Raw genomic sequence first — 16,946 nt, forward strand, 5'->3', positions numbered from 1 at the left:
AGCTGCCGACTGATGTCGCAGCTCTTTTTATTCTAAGAATTAGCAAATAAAAATACATGGACAGGTACTTACTATGAGAGAAGAGTTTAATTGGCGGGAGAAATTAAAATTAAATCGCAAAGTAAAACAAAAATGTAAATCTTTTCATGAAAATGGCTATAAAACGGTTAAAGAGACAGATCTTTGGGGGTATTTACTAGATTATCGCTGGCCCCGTTTAGAAAGTCTGACTATCAATGAAAAGATCAAAGATATTTCCGTCGTTACTTTTAATGAGTTTTTCGATTATCAACGAATTAAAGCTCAAACAAAAGCACCAAATTTGTTTGATTGGGAAAATATGGAAGATCTCTTATAGAAAGTTACCTAATTCACAATACAAACTAGAGGAGCCTGAGTTTTAAGGCTTTTTTTGTTTATCAAAATATAGTCAAATAAACTTGATAAATAGCTGTTAATATCATTATCTGAATAATTGTGAAAAATATCACAGAAAACTATTTACAAACAAAAAGATCTATAGTATGATTAATTGTGAAAAGTGTAACAAAAGAAAATTTTCATAGGAGGATTTACATATGGTAGCCAAAAAAGAAACAGTAGATGTTCAAAGTATGATCGATGAGTTAGTGACAAAGGGGAATGAAGCCCTAGTTGCAATGGAAGATTTTAATCAAGAGCAAGTGGATCATATTGTTCATCAAATGGCAATGGCAGCATTAGACGCTCACATGCCTTTAGCAAAATTAGCCGTTGAAGAAACTGGTCGCGGGATTTATGAAGACAAAGCAATTAAAAACATGTATGCTTCAGAATCAATTTGGAACAACATTAAAGATAATAAAACAGTTGGTGTCATTAACCGTGACGATCAAAAAGGCATCGTTGAAATCGCAACACCAGTTGGCGTCGTTTGTGGAGTAACACCAACAACGAACCCAACATCAACAACAATTTTTAAAGCGATGATTTCAATTAAAACACGTAACCCAATTATTTTTGCTTTCCACCCAAGTGCGCAAAAATCATCAGCAGCGGCAGCGCAAATTATTTTAGATGCAGCAGTTAAAGCTGGCGCACCGGCTAACTGTATTCAATGGATTGAACACCCATCATTAGATGCAACAAGTGGTTTAATGAATCACCCAGGAGTAGCAATTGTCTTAGCAACTGGTGGTGGTGCCATGGTTAAATCAGCTTACTCAACTGGTAAACCAGCTTTAGGTGTTGGCCCAGGTAACACACCAGCCTACATTGAAAAATCAGCAAAAATCAAACGTGCTGTTAACGATTTAATCGTTTCAAAAACTTTTGATAACGGCATGATTTGTGCTTCTGAACAAGGTGTCATCGTTGATCAAGAAATCTACAAAGAAGTTAAAGCTGAATTCGAAGCTCACCAAGTGTACTTCGTGAAACCAGCTGAATTAAGCAAATTAGAAGCAGCCGTTATGAATGATGCTAAAACAGCTGTTCGTCCAGCCATCGTTGGTAACTCAGCTGAAGCGATTGCTAAACAAGCTGGTATCAAAGTACCAGTTGGCACTAAAATTTTAGTTGCTGAACTTGAAGGTGCTGGCATTGATTACCCATTATCATTAGAAAAATTATCACCAGTCTTAGCAATGATCAAAGCTAACAATCGTGATCACGCCTTTGAATTATGTGAAAAAATGTTAGAGTTTGGTTTAGGTCATACAGCAGTCATTCACTCTGAAGACGAAGACTTACAATTGAAATTTGGTATGAAGATGAAAGCGTGTCGTATTCTTGTTAACACACCAGCTGCAGAAGGCGGAATCGGTGATATCTACAATGAATTAGTCCCATCGTTAACATTAGGTTGTGGCTCTTACGGTAAAAACTCAGTCTCTAAAAACGTCTCAGCTATTAACTTAATTAACGTTAAAACAGTCGCGAAACGGAGAAATAATATGCAATGGTTTAAACTACCTAAAAAAATGTACTTTGAAAAAAATTCATTACAATATTTAGAAACAATGGAAGATGTTGAACGGATTTTCTTAGTCTGTGATGCTGGCATGGTTAAATTCGGTTATGCTGACTTAGTTATGGAAACTTTAAGAAAACGTAAAAACAAAGTTCAAATCGAAGTTTTCTCTGATGTTGAACCTGATCCGTCAACAAACACAGTTTATAAAGGAACTGAAAGAATGGTCGAATTCAATCCTGATACAATCATCGCTTTAGGTGGTGGATCAGCAATGGATGCTGCCAAAGGTATGTGGATGTTCTTTGAACACCCAGAAACAGAATTCTTTGGAGCGAAACAAAAATTCTTAGACATTCGTAAACGGACTTACAAAATTGAAAAAGCTGAAAAAACTCAGTTCGTCTGTATTCCAACAACTTCAGGAACTGGTTCAGAAGTCACACCATTCGCAGTTATTACCGATAGCGAAACAGGGGTTAAATACCCATTAGCTGACTACGCCTTAACACCAGATGTGGCAATCATTGACCCACAATTTGTGATGTCAGTTCCAAAGTCAGTGACAGCTGATACGGGGATGGATGTCTTAACTCATGCTTTAGAATCATATGTGTCAGTTATGGCTTCAGATTACACTCGTGGTTTAAGTTTACAAGCAATCAAATTAGTTTTTGCTAACTTAGAAGCGTCATGTGATGCACCAAATGAAGACAACCGTGAAAGAATGCATAATGCTTCAGCTTTAGCTGGAATGGCCTTTGCTAATGCTTTCTTAGGAATTAATCACTCAATCGCTCACAAATGTGGTGCGGAATACCATATTCCACACGGTCGTACGAATGCGATTCTTTTACCACACGTGATTCGTTACAATGCGAAAGACCCTTCTAAACATGCTATGTTTGCGAAATATGAAAGCTTCCACGCTGACGAAGATTACGCTGACATCGCTCGTTTCCTAGGCTTGAAAGGTAATACAACGGCTGAATTAGTTGAAGCGTTAGCTGTTGAAGTTGCTAACTTAGGTGAACGTGTTGGTATCGACATGAGCTTTAAAGCTCAAGGCGTGACGAAAGCTCAATTAGATAGTACAGCTGATCGTTTAGCTGAATTAGCTTACACTGACCAATGTACGACAGCAAATCCAAAACAACCATTAATTAGTGAGCTAAAAGCAATCATTGTTCAAGCTTACAATGGAAAATAGTACTACCCCATATTTTGGCCTACTAGCTCCCCAGCTAGTAGGTTTTTTATCATCTCAAAGGCAATAAACCTTTCGAAAAGTCAATAATTAAAAGAATCAGTAGGCTATTCCAAGAGAGTTCATAAAATTAACTTAAGATTTAGTTGATTCTCGGTGAAAGGAGAATCCCTTATAGAAAAAGCTCTGATTTAATGGTAAAATAGTTCCTATCGTATGCAATAGTCAGAAGAAAGTACCATGAGGTGGAACAGTGAAGAAATTCAATTCTAGTAAAAATATTATTATCGCGATTATTTTAGTAATTATCGTGGTCTTTTTAGTGAGCTATAGCTCTATGAAACGTGATGAAACGAAAGAAGTCGGCGTTGTCCAATCAGTAACTAATGATTTAACAGCGACCTTAGATAATATTTTGTCTTTTCCAATGCGAGCCGTTGAAGGCAGCGTCCAGTCGATCAGTAATTTATTCAATACTTACGAAGAAAATGATCGCTTGAAAAAACGCTTAGATGAATACGCAGCGATTGAAAGCCAAAATAAAACCTATGAAAAAGAAAACAAAGAATTAAAAGAGCAGCTGAATTTAACGGAAACATTATCAAGCTATGACACGATTAGTGGCAGTGTGATTACCCGCTCCCCTGATACTTGGCAAGATATTTTAATTATTAACAAAGGTAAACGTGACGGTGTTGAAGCGGAGATGCCAGTCCTTGGTAGTAAAGGCTTAATTGGCCGTGTGATTTTGTCTAATGAAACCTCAGCTAAAGTTGAATTGTTAACGTCAACTAACCAAAATTCCAACCACTTCCCAGTGATGGTCTCACCAAAAGAAGGGGAGTCTATCTACGGGTTAATGGAAAAATACGACGACGAAGAAGAAGCCTTTATCGTCAGTCAGCTAACATCATTAACTAACATTAAAGTCGGTGACTTAGTCAGTACATCAGGTCTAGGCGGCGGTTCGCCAAAAGGTTTAGTTGTAGGAGAAGTCAAAAAAATTAAAGAAACGAGTTTTGGTTTAGATAAAGAAGTCTACGTCACACCAGTTTCTTCAATGTATGACATTTCCGTCGTAACAGTTGTTAAACGCTTGCTAGGAAGTGATGAATAAAATGGAAAAACGTTCAGTTATGTCAGTTTTATTGCCAGTGATTTTAATTGTCTTAATGTTACTAGACGGCCAAATTAGTAATATACTTCGAGGAGTAACTAACAATCAGCTATTTTTAAATAGTCACTTGTTGTTAATTGGCTTGATTCTAGGCAGTTTATATTTTGAACGGAAATACATGGTCATCTTATCAATTAGTATCGGGATCTTATTTGATGTTTACTATTATAGTATTATCGGCATTAATATGGTTTCTTTACCTTTAACAGTTTTATTGATTTATGTGGTCTTTGAGTATGTTCGACCGTCTTTTATCTCAATCTTACTAAGTTTAGTTATCTTTATAACAATTATGGATAGTAGCGCTTACTTATTACAAGGGGTATTCGGATTGATCAACAGTGATTTCCTCGGATTTATCACTCGAAATCTCGGACCAACGATGATCCTGAACGGTTTGTTCTATACGTTACTAGCTTATCCAATCAAAAAAATCGCCAAGTTATAAAATAACAGTCTTTTACCAATGAAATGTTTTTGTAACATAGCTATTATCTTGTTGACATGTTGTTATGATACAATTCATCTATTGACGAGAAAGAAAACTCAAAATTTATATAAAATAAAGAAAAATAGTCGGGGGAATGAACAGTGAAGAAACGCATTATATCTGCTTTAATGGTAAGCACAATTGTCTTAGGAACGTTAGCATTACCAGCGGTGGCACTTGCAGACGACTACGATACTAAAATTCAACAGTCAGACAAAAAAATTAACGAATTAAGCTCTCAAGAAGCAGCAGCTTCAGAACAATTAGCAGCAGTTTCAGCGAATATTGCTAATATTCAAGAGAAAGCTGAAGCATTATTAGCTGAACAAGCTAAATTAAACCAAGCGGTAACAACACTTGGAGAAGAAATCGCTGGTTTAAACCAACGAATTGAAAAACGTGATGAAACGATCAAAGAACAAGCCCGTTCAGTCCAAGTTGATGGACAAGCAACTAGCTATATCGATGCTGTTTTATCAGCAGAATCAGTTTCAACTGCCTTAAGCCGCGTTTTTGCAGCGACTCGTTTAGTTTCAGCAAGTAACGACTTGATGAAACAACAAGAGTCAGATAAAAAAGAAGTTGAAACTAAAAAAGTTAAAACAGAAGAAAAAGCCGAAGCAATCAATGCCAATGCGGCAGAATTAGAAGCTCAAAAAGGTGAATTAGTCGATCAACAATTATACCAACAAGCCTTAGTTAGCGAAATTGCTGCTGAAAAAGAAACTGAAAAAGGTAAAAAGTCTACTTTCGTAAAAGAAAAAGAAGAAGCGGAAGCAGCTCGTGCTGAACAAGCCCGTTTAGTTGAATTAGCAAGAGAACAAGCGAAAGCGGCTGAAGAAGCTGAGCAAGCACAAGTGCAAGCAGAACCTGAAGCTTCAATTGAAGAAACGCAAAATACAACTACAAATTCAACAAATAACTCAACAACTGGTAACACTAACACAGGTAATACGAATAACTCAGGTAACAACAATTCAGGCAACAATAATTCAAATAATGGCAATAGTAACTCTGGTAATGGCAATGTAACGCCACCACCAGCGCCACCAGTTCAACAGCCTGAAAAACCAGCACCAGCACCAGGTTATTCAAATGTGATTGCTGCAGCACTTCAATACGAAGGTAAACCATATGTTTGGGGAGCAACAGGTCCTGATGCCTTTGACTGTTCTGGTTTAGTCCAAGCAGCCTTTGCAGCAATTGGTAGACCAATGGGTCGAAATACAGTTGCCCAAGAAGCTGAAGGAACAAGAATTTCTGTGTCAGAAGCTCAACCAGGAGATTTATATTTCTGGGGACCAGCTGGCGCAACTTATCATGTTGCCATTGCAACTGGCGGTGGAAGCTTTTTCCATGCCCCACAACCAGGTCAAAATGTTGGCTACGGATCAATCCAATACTTTACACCAAGCTTTGCTGTCCGTGTAAACTAATTTAACTTTAAACTATTAAGCGAACTCTTCGGAGTTCGCTTTTTTTTATTTGAAATTTTAGCTAAGCTTACTTGTGGATTGTGCTATAATTGAGCAAAATGCTTTCAAGGGCGGTGTTTTAATCGTGGACTTTTATCAACATCTAAAAAAAAATCAAACTAAATTAAACCAACAAGAAAGTAAGTCACTGGCTTATTTAATTGAAAATGTCGAGACAATAAGAGAAAAGACGTTAAAAGAAGTGGCTGACAATTTATTTTTATCACCAAATACTTTAGTGAGATTAGCCAAAAAATTAGAATTTCAAGGGTATTCAGAATTAAAAACCAGTTTACTATTAACTATTCAGGGACACAAAAATGTCATAGCATCAACACCATTAGACGAGCAGATTATTAAAACAAAACAACTGCTAACTAATGACAGTTTAAGCCAAATTACGAAGTTACTAGATGAAGCAGAAAATGTCTTTTTCTTTTCTTGTGGTCTTTCAAAATACCCATGCGAAGAATTCAATGAACGTTTACGGATCATCGGTAAAGTTAGTTCCTCTTATCATGAACCTCATGTGATGCAACAACGAGCTAAAAATGTCACCGAAAAAGATTTGATTTTTGTTGTGAGCCTGAGTGGTGAGACTAAGACACCTCTAGATGCAACAATCATAGCTAAACATCGCCAAGGGAAAGTTGTCTCTTTAACCAGCTTATCTCAAAATAGTATTGCCAAATTAGCAGATGTGGCGCTATATACCTTTGATACACCGATTTATGTTGACGGGATGGATGTGACAAGTCGTTTATCTTTCACTTATCTCTTTGATCGGTTGTTCGAAGCGTATATCAATAGGAGTCAATAAAATTAAGGCAGGCAGTCGTAAGGAGGGGTTTCTTATGATTGTCTGTCTTGTGTTTTATAACACGCAAATGTGTTTAAAAATAAAGGATGTAACCGCTACCTAACTTAGGCTAGAACCATTGAGTTGCAGAAAGTCTGAGCCTATAATATGATTATCAACTAATTGAGGAGTGGTAGTTTTGACGAAAAAAAATAATATTGTAATCGTAGGTGGCGGTTCAACTTGGTCACCTGGTATTTTAAAAGCATTAACAAAGCACCAAGATATTTTTCCTTTTAATAAAATAACTTTGTATGATATTGATGAAGAACGGCAAGCAGTTATTGGTGAATTCGGAAAAATCTTATTTACGGAAGAAACACCAGAGATTGAATTTAGTTATACGACAGATAAAAAGGAAGCCTTTACGGATGTTGACTTTGTGTTTTGTCAAATGCGAACAGGCGGTTATCCGATGCGTGAGAAAGATGAAAAGTTACCTTTAGCAATGGGAATTATTGGCCAGGAAACATGTGGTCCAGGAGGTTTTGCTTACGGCTTACGGTCGATTCGTGACATGATTGAATTAGTCAATGACGTTCGTGAACTAAGCCCAGAGGCATGGATTTTGAACTATACAAACCCTGCGGCTATAGTAGCTTACGCCTTAAATAAAGTCTTTCCAAATGATCATAAAATTTTAAATATTTGCGACCAACCAGTCAATTTATTACGTTCATTTGGACGTCTGATTAACCGAGACTATAATACATTTGAGCCAACTTACTTTGGTTTAAATCACTTCGGCTGGTTTACTCATATCTATGATGACAAAGGGATTGATTTGTTGCCAGAGATTCGTGATTATACTCTGAAAAATGGTTTTTTACCAGTAGATGCCGAGCAGCGAGATCAGTCATGGCTTGACACCTATGCAATGGTCGAAGACATGCTTCATGATTTTCCTGATTACTTGCCAAATACTTATTTACAATATTATTTATACCCTGAATACAAATTAGGTCAATTAGACCCAGAACACACTCGTGCTAATGAAGTTATGAATGGTCGTGAGAAGCGTGTGTTTGAAGAGTGTCGTCGAATTGCAAAAGTTGGGACTGCGAAAGATTCTCATATTGTCCATAACGATGCTCATGGCGACATGATTGTTGAAGTGGCAGCTTCTATTTATGGTAATTTGAGAAAGACATTTATTGTGATTGTGCCAAATAATGGCATTGTTTCCAATTTATCCGATGACGTCATGATTGAAGTAGCAGCCTCATTAGGTGCTAATGGCCCGGCGCCTTATGCAGTTGGAGAAATTGGCACGTTCTACAAAGGGCTGATTGAAGGGCAACACGCTTATGAAAAATTAACTTGCGAAGCATACTTAGAAAAATCTTACACTAAAGCCTTACAAGCATTAACCCTTAACCGAACTGTTGGCGATGCAAAAAAAGCCCGTAAAATTTTAGATAGTTTAATCGCAGCTAATCAAGATTATTGGCCAGAATTAAAATAGTTTCTTTGGGAATAGAAAAGCAGTGACTGCTTTTCTATTTTCCACTAAAGAACAAAGACGCTCTAATCAAAATGTAACCGATTTAATCAATGGTATAGGAGGAACAAAATGAAGAAAGAAAAAATGTTAGCATCTTTTCAGAAGTTAGGAAAAGTTTTAATGGCCCCAGTCTTAATCTTGCCAATCTCAGGAATCTTAGTTGGAATTGGCAGTGCCTTTACTAATCCTAAAATAATCGAACTAGCGCCTTTTTTAGGAAATACATTTTTCAATTATTTATTTCAACTAATGAAAGAAGCAGGTAATGTTGTCAATAATCATATCCCAGTAATTTTTGCAATTTCGATTGCCTATGGTTTTGCTAAATCAGAAAAAGGGACGGCTGCCTTGTCAGGTTTCTTAGGGTATATGACAATGAACGCTATCATGGGTAGCTTTTTAGTTTTAAATGGTGTCATCAATCCTGAAAACTTATTAACTGGTCAAAGGTCAGTCTTAGGTATTCTAACCTTAGACACAGGAGTTTTCGGCGGAATTATTATTGGTTTAGTTGTCAGTTTCTTGCATAATAAATATTATAAAATTCAGCTACCACCGGTTTTTTCATTATTTAACGGTACTCGCTTCATTCCTGCGATTACGATCTTAGTGGCAAGTGTTGTCGGAATTGGGTTAGCTTTTATTTTTCCACCGATTCAACAAGTTTTAAATCAGTCTTCGGAATTAATTATTAGAACAGGTTCATTTGGCGCTTTCTTTTATGGCTTAGCAGAACGTTTATTATTGCCGTTTGGCTTACATCACTTTATCTACTTGCCTTTCTTTTTCACTTCCTTAGGTGGTGTGATGGAGATTGGCGGAGATGTTGTTGAAGGGGCAGTGAATATTTACAATAGTATTTTAAATACCCCAGGAGCGATGTTTGATATTAGTGTGAGTCGTTTCTTAATGAATGGTAAAGTCATTTTTGCAATGTGTGGCTTACCTGGTGCAGCCTTAGCAATTTATAAATCAGCACTACCAGAAAATCGTAAAAAAACTGCCTCATTAATGATAGCAGCAACGATCCCTTGTGCTCTAATGGGGATTAGTGAACCACTTGAATACAGTTTCTTATTTGTGGCCCCCGCCTTATTCGGTATCCATGCTGTTTTCTCAGGTTTAGCGTATTACATAGCTTATATCGTCCAGTTTAATGTTTCTGGCTCTTCAACTTTTGGTGGGCCGTTCTTATCATTTATCTTCAACGGTATTTTAAATGCTGATAAAGGGTCGAATTGGTTATGGTTATTACCAATAGGAGTTGTTTACTTTGCAGCCTATTACTTCTCTTTCAAATTTGCGATAAATAAATGGGATTTAAAAACCCCTGGTCGTGAGTTAAGAGACGTTAATGAAGAGTCGATGAGTAATCAAATTAGTTCTAATGAGTTAATTCCAGCAATCATCTTAGCGGTTGGTGGCAAAGACAATATTGAAAAAGTTGATGCTTGTTTTACGCGGTTACGGTTAACGTTGAAAGACCCTGATAACATTTTTGATAAAGATCACTTTACTGACCAATTAAAGGCTAATGGCATTGTGAAGGTTCAAAACGGTGTTCAAATTATTTATGGTAACCAAGCGGCAGTATATAAGACTGAAATGCGCGAATATTTAGGGTTAGAATAGGAAGTGAATGAGATGTTTAAATTCGGCAAAAAAATGGTAATATCAGCTCCAGTATCTGGCAAACTAAAAAAGTTAGAAATGGTGCAAGATGATGTTTTTTCTGAAAAAATGCTAGGGGAAGGCTTTGCGATTGAACCTACAGAAGAGGCTATATATGCTCCTTGTCCAGAAGGGCAAATAGTAAGTGTTTTCCCAACTAAACACGCCATTAGCCTATTAGCCAAGGATGGAAAAGAAATCCTCATTCATATTGGGTTAGATACTGTAGAATTGAAAGGCAAAGGGTTTGATATTTTAGTCTCGGCCGGAGACTTTGTGACTAAGGAAACACTTTTGGCAAAAGTAAACTTTTCTGAATTAGCCAAATGTGGAAAAATCACTGACGTAATTGTTGTTTACACTAATCTAGAAGCTAATCATAAGCTTAAAATAGCAGAAAATATAATTGTAACTGCTAAAGAAAGTATCGGAAAAATATAAACAGTGTAAAAAGGCTTCTCTTTATGAGAAGCCTTTTTATAATAAGTTAAAAAAGAAATAGAGAATTAGGGCAAGGGTTAAAAAAGGCACAAAGGGCAGTTTAGGAGTAGTTTCCGAAGAATGGCGTAACACAAAGCAAAGCTACTAGCCAAGCAAATAATCACTGTCACAGCCTCCCAGCCTAGAAAGAGGGACCAGCTAGTGAGTAATTTTAAATCACCACCTCCTAAGCTGTTAGGTAGTAAAATACTTAGTAGCTCTAAACTAAGATAGACTGCTAAAGCTGAGCTTAAATGGAAGGTGAAAGGAGTTGGTAGTAGCCAAATAGTTAAAGTAATAGTTAAGGTAAAGAAGTAAAAAATTCGCGGCTCAACAATCAAATCAATTAAGTCAGTAATGCTTAAAAGAAGCCCACTTAAGATGATTAACAAGAGGGGCAGTAAGCTGACTTGCCACAAGTCAAAAACCTTTAAGGCAAGGGCTAGCAACCCCACAAGAGCTTCCATTACAAGGAGATAAGTAGGCAGTTTGGTCTGACAATGATGACAACGGCCTTTAAGGATAATAAAACTAATAATGGGTATCAGCTGCCACCAAGCTAGTTGAGTCTGACACTTTTGGCAGTGGGATCTTGGAGTGATCGCTGATTGCTTAAGTGCCAGTCGTTGGCTAAGAAGAGCTAAGAAAGAGCCGAAAATACTTCCTAGTATAAATGGGATTAACAAAGTCTGTTCCTCCTTAATTATTTAGTAGTAAGATACGAAGAAATTAGGAAACTACTTGAAATTCTTTCAAAATTTAGTGATAATTAAATGAATGGAAAATTGTTGTTTATTAATGGTATAATTATTAATGATAAGGCAAGAGAGAATTTAGAAAGCTGGTGTAATCAAATGAAAACTAATAAATATAAGCTAGGTCTAATGCTCCTGGCGATCATTTTTATAATTACCGGCTGTAAAAAAGCCTTACCGCCAGAGAGTGCGGGGATATTATTCGTAAACCGTCTTATATATGAAGAAAAAGACCCACGCTTTAGTAAAAATTTTGTCGAAGGCATCGGTCTAGAAACAGAAATGCAAAATCAGCGTTTAGATTTGACGAAAGATTTAGTGACGAGTTTTAATGAATTTGGAGGCGTCATTTCTTCTAAACAAACGGAAAACTTTTTAAAAGTTTGGCTCGAAAAAGTTAACTCAGAAACATATTATGACGTAAAAAAAGTCACCTATAATAAAAAAAATAAAACAGAGATAGTTGAATTTGAAATTACCGGTTTAGATTTTCAGAAAATTTATAAAAAAACAATGGACAAGCTAGTCGTTAAAATGCTTGCAGACGGGGACTTAGTTAAAAATAATGTTAAACTAGGGGACTTGACCATTGAGTTATTGAGTGAATCAATGGCGGAAGCGGAACTAATTAGTAAGCCGACTAAAGGCAGTTTGACCCTGAAAAAAGTCAAAAAGAAATGGCAACTTTCAGAAGAAAGTCAAAAAGAAGAAACAGCTACTTTATTATTAGCGTTTATGGTTGGGGTCACCGACACAGAAGAGTACGCTAAACAAATGAGCGCTGCTGTAACCGAAGCGGTTAATGACGCGATGAATCAAGTCGAAGAAGAACATGCCACAGGGAAAGACAAGCCGAAAGCACCGACTAAAACAAGTCAAAGTAGCTCGGAACAATTAACATCAGCTGAAAAAGCTGATCAAGTTGAAAAAGACCAAAAAGAAAAAGAGAAGAACGCTCGTACAAGTGTTACTGAAGAAACGATTGAAACTTACGAAGAAGAATCGTCGGAAACAACTGACTCAACTAAATAAAAATAATTAAAAGAGGCATTTCAGCTGAAGTGTCTCTTTATTTTAGGGTAATTCAGAAATAAGCTAAAGGGTTAATAAAATGGTATAATTGATGAGGAAAAGGAGGGCGAATCAATAATGAACGAGAGTATTAAAAATAAGTTAGCCCTACTACCAGACCAGCCAGGTTGCTACTTAATGAAAGATAAAAATGGAACAATCATCTATGTTGGTAAAGCTAAAATCTTAAAAAATCGTGTACGGTCTTATTTTAGTGGCAGTCATGATCGGAAAACTGAACGATTAGTCAGTGAAATTGCAGACTTTGAATACATCGTAACGGAATCAAATATCGAAGCCTTATTGTTGGAAATTAATTTAATTCAAAAAAATAATCCTCGCTACAATATTATGTTGAAAGACGATAAAAGCTATCCCTTTATCAAAATTACTAATGAGAAGTATCCTCGTTTACAAATTGCTCGCCAAGTCAAAAAAGATAAGGCCCATTATTTTGGTCCCTATCCAGATGTTAAGGCAGCGAATGAAACTAAGCGTTTATTGGATCGCTTGTATCCTTTAAGAAAATGTAGTTTAAGCTCAAAAAAACCTTGTTTATACTATCATTTAGGTCAGTGTCTCTGTCCAAGTGTCTTTGAAGTAGATCCTCAAGTCTATCAAGAAATGGTTGAAGAAATCAAACAATTTTTAAATGGTGGCTACACTCAAATCCAAGAAGACTTATTAGTAAAAATGAATCTAGCAGCTGAAAGTTTAGAGTTTGAAAAAGCCGGTGAGTATCGTGATCAAATTAGTTCGATTGAAACGGTAATGACTCGCCAAAAAATGACTAATCCCGACTTTATTGATCGAGATGTGTTTGGGTATGCCATTGATAAAGGATGGATGTGTGTTCAAGTCTTTTTTGTGCGTCAAGGCAAAATAATTGAGCGGGAAGTCTCGATTTTTCCATTTTACAATGAAGGACCGGAAGACTTTTTGACGTTTATTGGTCAGTTTTACTTAGAGAATCATAACTTTGTACCAAAAGAAGTCTTTATTCCTAATGAGATTGATTTAGAAAGTGTTGAAGCCGTCGTTAAAACAAAAGTCTTTAAACCGCAACGAGGAGAGAAGCGTAAACTAGTTGAATTAGCGAATAAAAATGCTAAAGTCTCCCTAACTGAGAAATTTAGTTTAATTGAGCAAAAAGAAGCTCGGACGATCGGGGCGGTTGAAAAATTAGGAGAAGTCATGGGAATTCCTACACCTATTCGGATTGAAGCCTTTGATAACTCGAATATTATGGGAACGGATCCGGTGTCTGCCATGGTGGTTTTTGTTGATGGTAAGCCTCATAAAAATGACTATCGTAAATATAAAATAAAAACAGTCAAAGGCCCGGATGACTATGCTTCAATGGCAGAAGTTATCTATCGCCGTTATTCACGAGTCCTTAAAGAAGGCTTAGTTTTCCCAGACTTGATTGTGATTGATGGTGGTAAAGGCCAAGTCGATGTAGCAAAAAATGTCTTGGAAAACCAACTAGGCTTAAACATTCCAGTTGCTGGCTTAGCAAAAAATGACAAACATAAAACAAGTGAACTCCTTTTTGGTCAAGACTTAGCAGTCATTCCTTTAAAACGGAATTCCCCAGAATTCTTTTTATTGCAACGAATTCAAGATGAGGTTCACCGTTTTGCGATTACTTTCCACCGTCAGTTAAGAAGTAAAAATAGTTTTTCTTCCCGGTTAGATGGGATTGAAGGGTTAGGTCCAAAACGAAAGAAACAGCTCTTAAAAGAATTTAAGTCATTAAAAAATATTCAAGAAGCCTCAGTTGAGAAATTAGAGGAAGTCGGCATGCCTAAAAATGTGGCAGTTAATGTCCGAAATCACTTTCTAAATGAGGCTTCTAAGTAAAAATAACGAAAAAAACCTTACAGTGACAAAGATGTAAGGTTTTTTTTACAGCCTTTTTTGAAAAGTTCGAATATTCACTAAATAGGTATGGTATCATTCTAATATAGGATTTTTTATATAAATTTTCGAAAAAATGATGGAGGTACAGTATGTTAGAAGTGAAACATTTAACGAAAAGTTTTGGGACGATGAAAGCTGTTAATGACGTTTCTTTCACAATCCCAGAAGGTACGATTTTAGGATTGATTGGTCAAAACGGAGCAGGTAAATCAACAACTTTCCGCTTGATTCTGGATTTTTTGTCTTCAGATCAAGGAGAAGTATTATGGAAAGGCCGTAAATTAACAGATAAGGACTACAATATTATTGGTTATTTACCTGAAGAACGGGGCTTATATCCAAAAATTAGTATTGAAGAACAGTTGATTTATTTTGCCAAACTACGTGGCAAAACGAAACAAGAAATCATTCCTAAAATTGACTTTTGGATGGATAAATTCCAAGTCAAAGGGAAGAAAACCGATAAAGTTAAATCATTATCAAAAGGTAATCAACAAAAAGTTCAGTTAATCGCCACTTTGATTCACGAACCAGAACTGATTATTTTAGATGAACCCTTTAGTGGTTTAGATCCGGTAAATGCAGAGTTACTTAAAGATGGCATTATTGAATTAAAAGAAAAAGGCTCATGTGTGATTTTTTCAAGTCATAATATGGACAACGTTGAAAAAATCTGTGATCACTTAGTCATGTTGCGAGACGGAGAAATGGTCTTAGACGGCCGCGTAAATGAGATTCGTCAAGCCTTTGGACGAACAAAATTATTTATTGAATCTGATTTAAGTCTGGAACGAATTCTGGCAACAGAAGGTGTTCTAAACGCGAACTTACGAAGTGATGGAATGATTGAAGCGAATTTAGCAAATGATGAGGTTGGTAAGGTTATCTTTAAAGAAGCCTTAGAATTTGGCTACATGCCAGTCTTTAACCAATTACCGCCTACTTTAGAAGATATCTTTAAAATGAAAGTTGGTGAAAGCCATGAATAAGTTTTGGGTAGTTGCCTTAGAGACTTATAAACGTAACGTTAAAAGTGTTACTTTTATTGTGATGATTTTAGCACCCTTTTTAATGATTGGTTTCAGTCTATTAGTTGGATTGATGGCAAGTAAATTTGAAGAAACGTCAAATATTGCAGTTATTTCTACGAATCAAGTAGTTCGGGAAAGTTTTGTGGCTCAATCACCATTAGATGTTGATGAAAAGATTTTAACTGTTGAAGAAGCCGAAAAAGCTTTAGAAGCAGAAGAAATCGACGGTTATTTAACTATTACAAGTGACGAAAAAGCCAGTACAGTTGCTGGTGAATACACTGGTACCACTAGTCTTGGTGGTACGGATTTAGCAGAAATTAACCAAGTGTTATCAAGTGTCCAATTAGCCTTAACGACCCAAGAAATGAGTTTAAGTGCTGAAGACATGAGTCGTTTAATGGCTCCCGCAGCGTTTACTGAAAAAACAGTTGAGTTTAAAGATGGTGAAATGAAGGAAAAAGAAACGAACCAATTTGCCTTAACTATGGGAGCTTACTTTATTGGTTTTGCTATGTATATGATTATTCTGATGTACGCACAAATCACTTCAACCGAAGTTGCTTCAGAAAAAGGGACACGCATTATGGAGATTATCTTATCGAGTACTACAGCGGCCAAACATTTCTACGGCAAAGTCATGGGGATTTTCTTAGTCATTATTACCCAAGTACTAGTTTATATTGCGACTGGGGCAGGGGCCTTTATGATTGCTAAAGATATGCCGATGGTGCAAGATTTTCTGAAAGTGATCTCCGTGAAAGAGCTTGTCACTGCCTTGTTCGGTTACAACATGCTTTACTTATTGTTTGGTGTCTTGATTTATACGATTTTAGCAGCTTTATGTGGTTCTTTAGTTTCTAAATCAGAAGATGCTGGTAAAGCAGCAGTACCAGTTACTTATATTACAATTATTGGTTTTATGATTAACGTCATGTTTGGCATGAGTAATCCTCAACATGTGGTAATGAAAGTCACATCTTTCGTACCATTCTTGTCATCATTTACAATGCCCTCACGGATTGCCAGTGGTACGGTTTCAACGATGAGTATTATGGTTTCCTTAGCTATCTTAGTTGTTACAACTCTATTGCTGCTGAAATTGTCAGCTAGTATGTATCGTTCGACAGCCTTAGTGTATAGTGATCAAAGTATGTGGAAAACCTTAACGAGTGCTTTTAGCTTTATGAAGAGTGAAAAGAAATAAATTAGTCAATAAAAAAGCAATGAAGAAAGCTGGTCCTGTAAAAAAGTCATACTTTTATAGGATTAGAAACTCTGTCATTGCTTTTTTTATGGTGCTATAAATAAAAAACTTTAGAGAAAGGTAAGAGGGGATAGAGATATTTGCT

Annotated in this window: 14 protein-coding genes; 13 read left to right on the forward strand and 1 reads right to left on the reverse strand. The window is 36.4% G+C overall.

Annotated features, from left to right (window positions below):
• Positions 1 to 73 precede the first annotated feature (73 nt).
• From CBF35_RS12465 to CBF35_RS12505, 9 genes are all read left to right on the forward strand, one after another.
• Entirely contained in the window at positions 74 to 358 is a 285-nt protein-coding gene (locus CBF35_RS12465) for a post-transcriptional regulator (RefSeq protein WP_126781688.1), read from the forward strand.
• A 220-nt stretch (positions 359 to 578) separates the two neighbouring features.
• Complete coding sequence (gene adhE / locus CBF35_RS12470; protein ID WP_126781690.1) at positions 579 to 3,161, forward strand: bifunctional acetaldehyde-CoA/alcohol dehydrogenase; 2,583 nt, start codon at positions 579 to 581, stop codon at positions 3,159 to 3,161.
• A gap of 250 nt (positions 3,162 to 3,411) precedes the next feature.
• A complete protein-coding gene (gene mreC / locus CBF35_RS12475; protein ID WP_126781692.1) occupies positions 3,412 to 4,275 on the forward strand; it encodes a rod shape-determining protein MreC in 864 nt (287 codons plus the stop codon).
• A 1-nt stretch (position 4,276) separates the two neighbouring features.
• The gene (gene mreD, locus CBF35_RS12480; RefSeq protein ID WP_170174800.1) at positions 4,277 to 4,783 is read left to right on the forward strand and encodes a rod shape-determining protein MreD; all 507 of its coding nucleotides are present in this window, start codon (positions 4,277 to 4,279) and stop codon (positions 4,781 to 4,783) included.
• Between the two features lie 143 nt (positions 4,784 to 4,926).
• Complete coding sequence (locus CBF35_RS12485) at positions 4,927 to 6,261, forward strand: C40 family peptidase (protein ID WP_126781704.1); 1,335 nt, start codon at positions 4,927 to 4,929, stop codon at positions 6,259 to 6,261.
• Between the two features lie 124 nt (positions 6,262 to 6,385).
• Positions 6,386 to 7,120, forward strand: coding sequence for a MurR/RpiR family transcriptional regulator (locus tag CBF35_RS12490; RefSeq protein ID WP_170174801.1), 735 nt, complete (start codon positions 6,386 to 6,388; stop codon positions 7,118 to 7,120).
• 169 nt (positions 7,121 to 7,289) lie between these two features.
• Complete coding sequence (locus tag CBF35_RS12495) at positions 7,290 to 8,624, forward strand: 6-phospho-alpha-glucosidase (RefSeq protein WP_244922600.1); 1,335 nt, start codon at positions 7,290 to 7,292, stop codon at positions 8,622 to 8,624.
• 108 nt (positions 8,625 to 8,732) lie between these two features.
• Positions 8,733 to 10,295 carry a PTS transporter subunit EIIC gene (locus tag CBF35_RS12500; RefSeq protein WP_126781710.1) on the forward strand — a complete coding sequence of 521 codons (1,563 nt, stop codon included), beginning with the start codon at positions 8,733 to 8,735 and terminating at the stop codon, positions 10,293 to 10,295.
• 12 nt (positions 10,296 to 10,307) lie between these two features.
• On the forward strand, positions 10,308 to 10,775 hold the full coding sequence (locus CBF35_RS12505) for a PTS sugar transporter subunit IIA (RefSeq protein ID WP_126781712.1): 468 nt from the start codon (positions 10,308 to 10,310) through the stop codon (positions 10,773 to 10,775).
• A 77-nt stretch (positions 10,776 to 10,852) separates the two neighbouring features.
• Here CBF35_RS12505 and CBF35_RS12510 read toward each other — a convergent pair whose 3' ends face one another.
• A complete protein-coding gene (locus CBF35_RS12510; RefSeq protein ID WP_126781714.1) occupies positions 10,853 to 11,500 on the reverse strand; it encodes a prepilin peptidase in 648 nt (215 codons plus the stop codon).
• 168 nt (positions 11,501 to 11,668) lie between these two features.
• Between CBF35_RS12510 and CBF35_RS12515 the strand changes: the two genes are divergently transcribed.
• From CBF35_RS12515 to CBF35_RS12530, 4 genes are all read left to right on the forward strand, one after another.
• Positions 11,669 to 12,601: a hypothetical protein gene (locus CBF35_RS12515; RefSeq protein ID WP_126781715.1), complete on the forward strand. Its 933-nt coding sequence runs from the start codon at positions 11,669 to 11,671 to the stop codon at positions 12,599 to 12,601.
• A 117-nt stretch (positions 12,602 to 12,718) separates the two neighbouring features.
• Complete coding sequence (uvrC, locus tag CBF35_RS12520) at positions 12,719 to 14,503, forward strand: excinuclease ABC subunit UvrC (protein WP_126781717.1); 1,785 nt, start codon at positions 12,719 to 12,721, stop codon at positions 14,501 to 14,503.
• A 149-nt stretch (positions 14,504 to 14,652) separates the two neighbouring features.
• On the forward strand, positions 14,653 to 15,552 hold the full coding sequence (locus tag CBF35_RS12525; RefSeq protein ID WP_126781719.1) for an ABC transporter ATP-binding protein: 900 nt from the start codon (positions 14,653 to 14,655) through the stop codon (positions 15,550 to 15,552).
• Positions 15,545 to 16,801: an ABC transporter permease gene (locus CBF35_RS12530; protein ID WP_126781721.1), complete on the forward strand. Its 1,257-nt coding sequence runs from the start codon at positions 15,545 to 15,547 to the stop codon at positions 16,799 to 16,801. The genes CBF35_RS12525 and CBF35_RS12530 overlap by 8 nt, the downstream gene beginning before the upstream one ends.
• The last annotated feature ends 145 nt before the right edge of the window (positions 16,802 to 16,946 follow it).

The organism is Vagococcus salmoninarum (assembly GCF_003987495.1).
In the GTDB taxonomy this organism is placed as follows: Bacteria; Bacillota; Bacilli; order Lactobacillales; family Vagococcaceae; genus Vagococcus_D; species Vagococcus_D salmoninarum.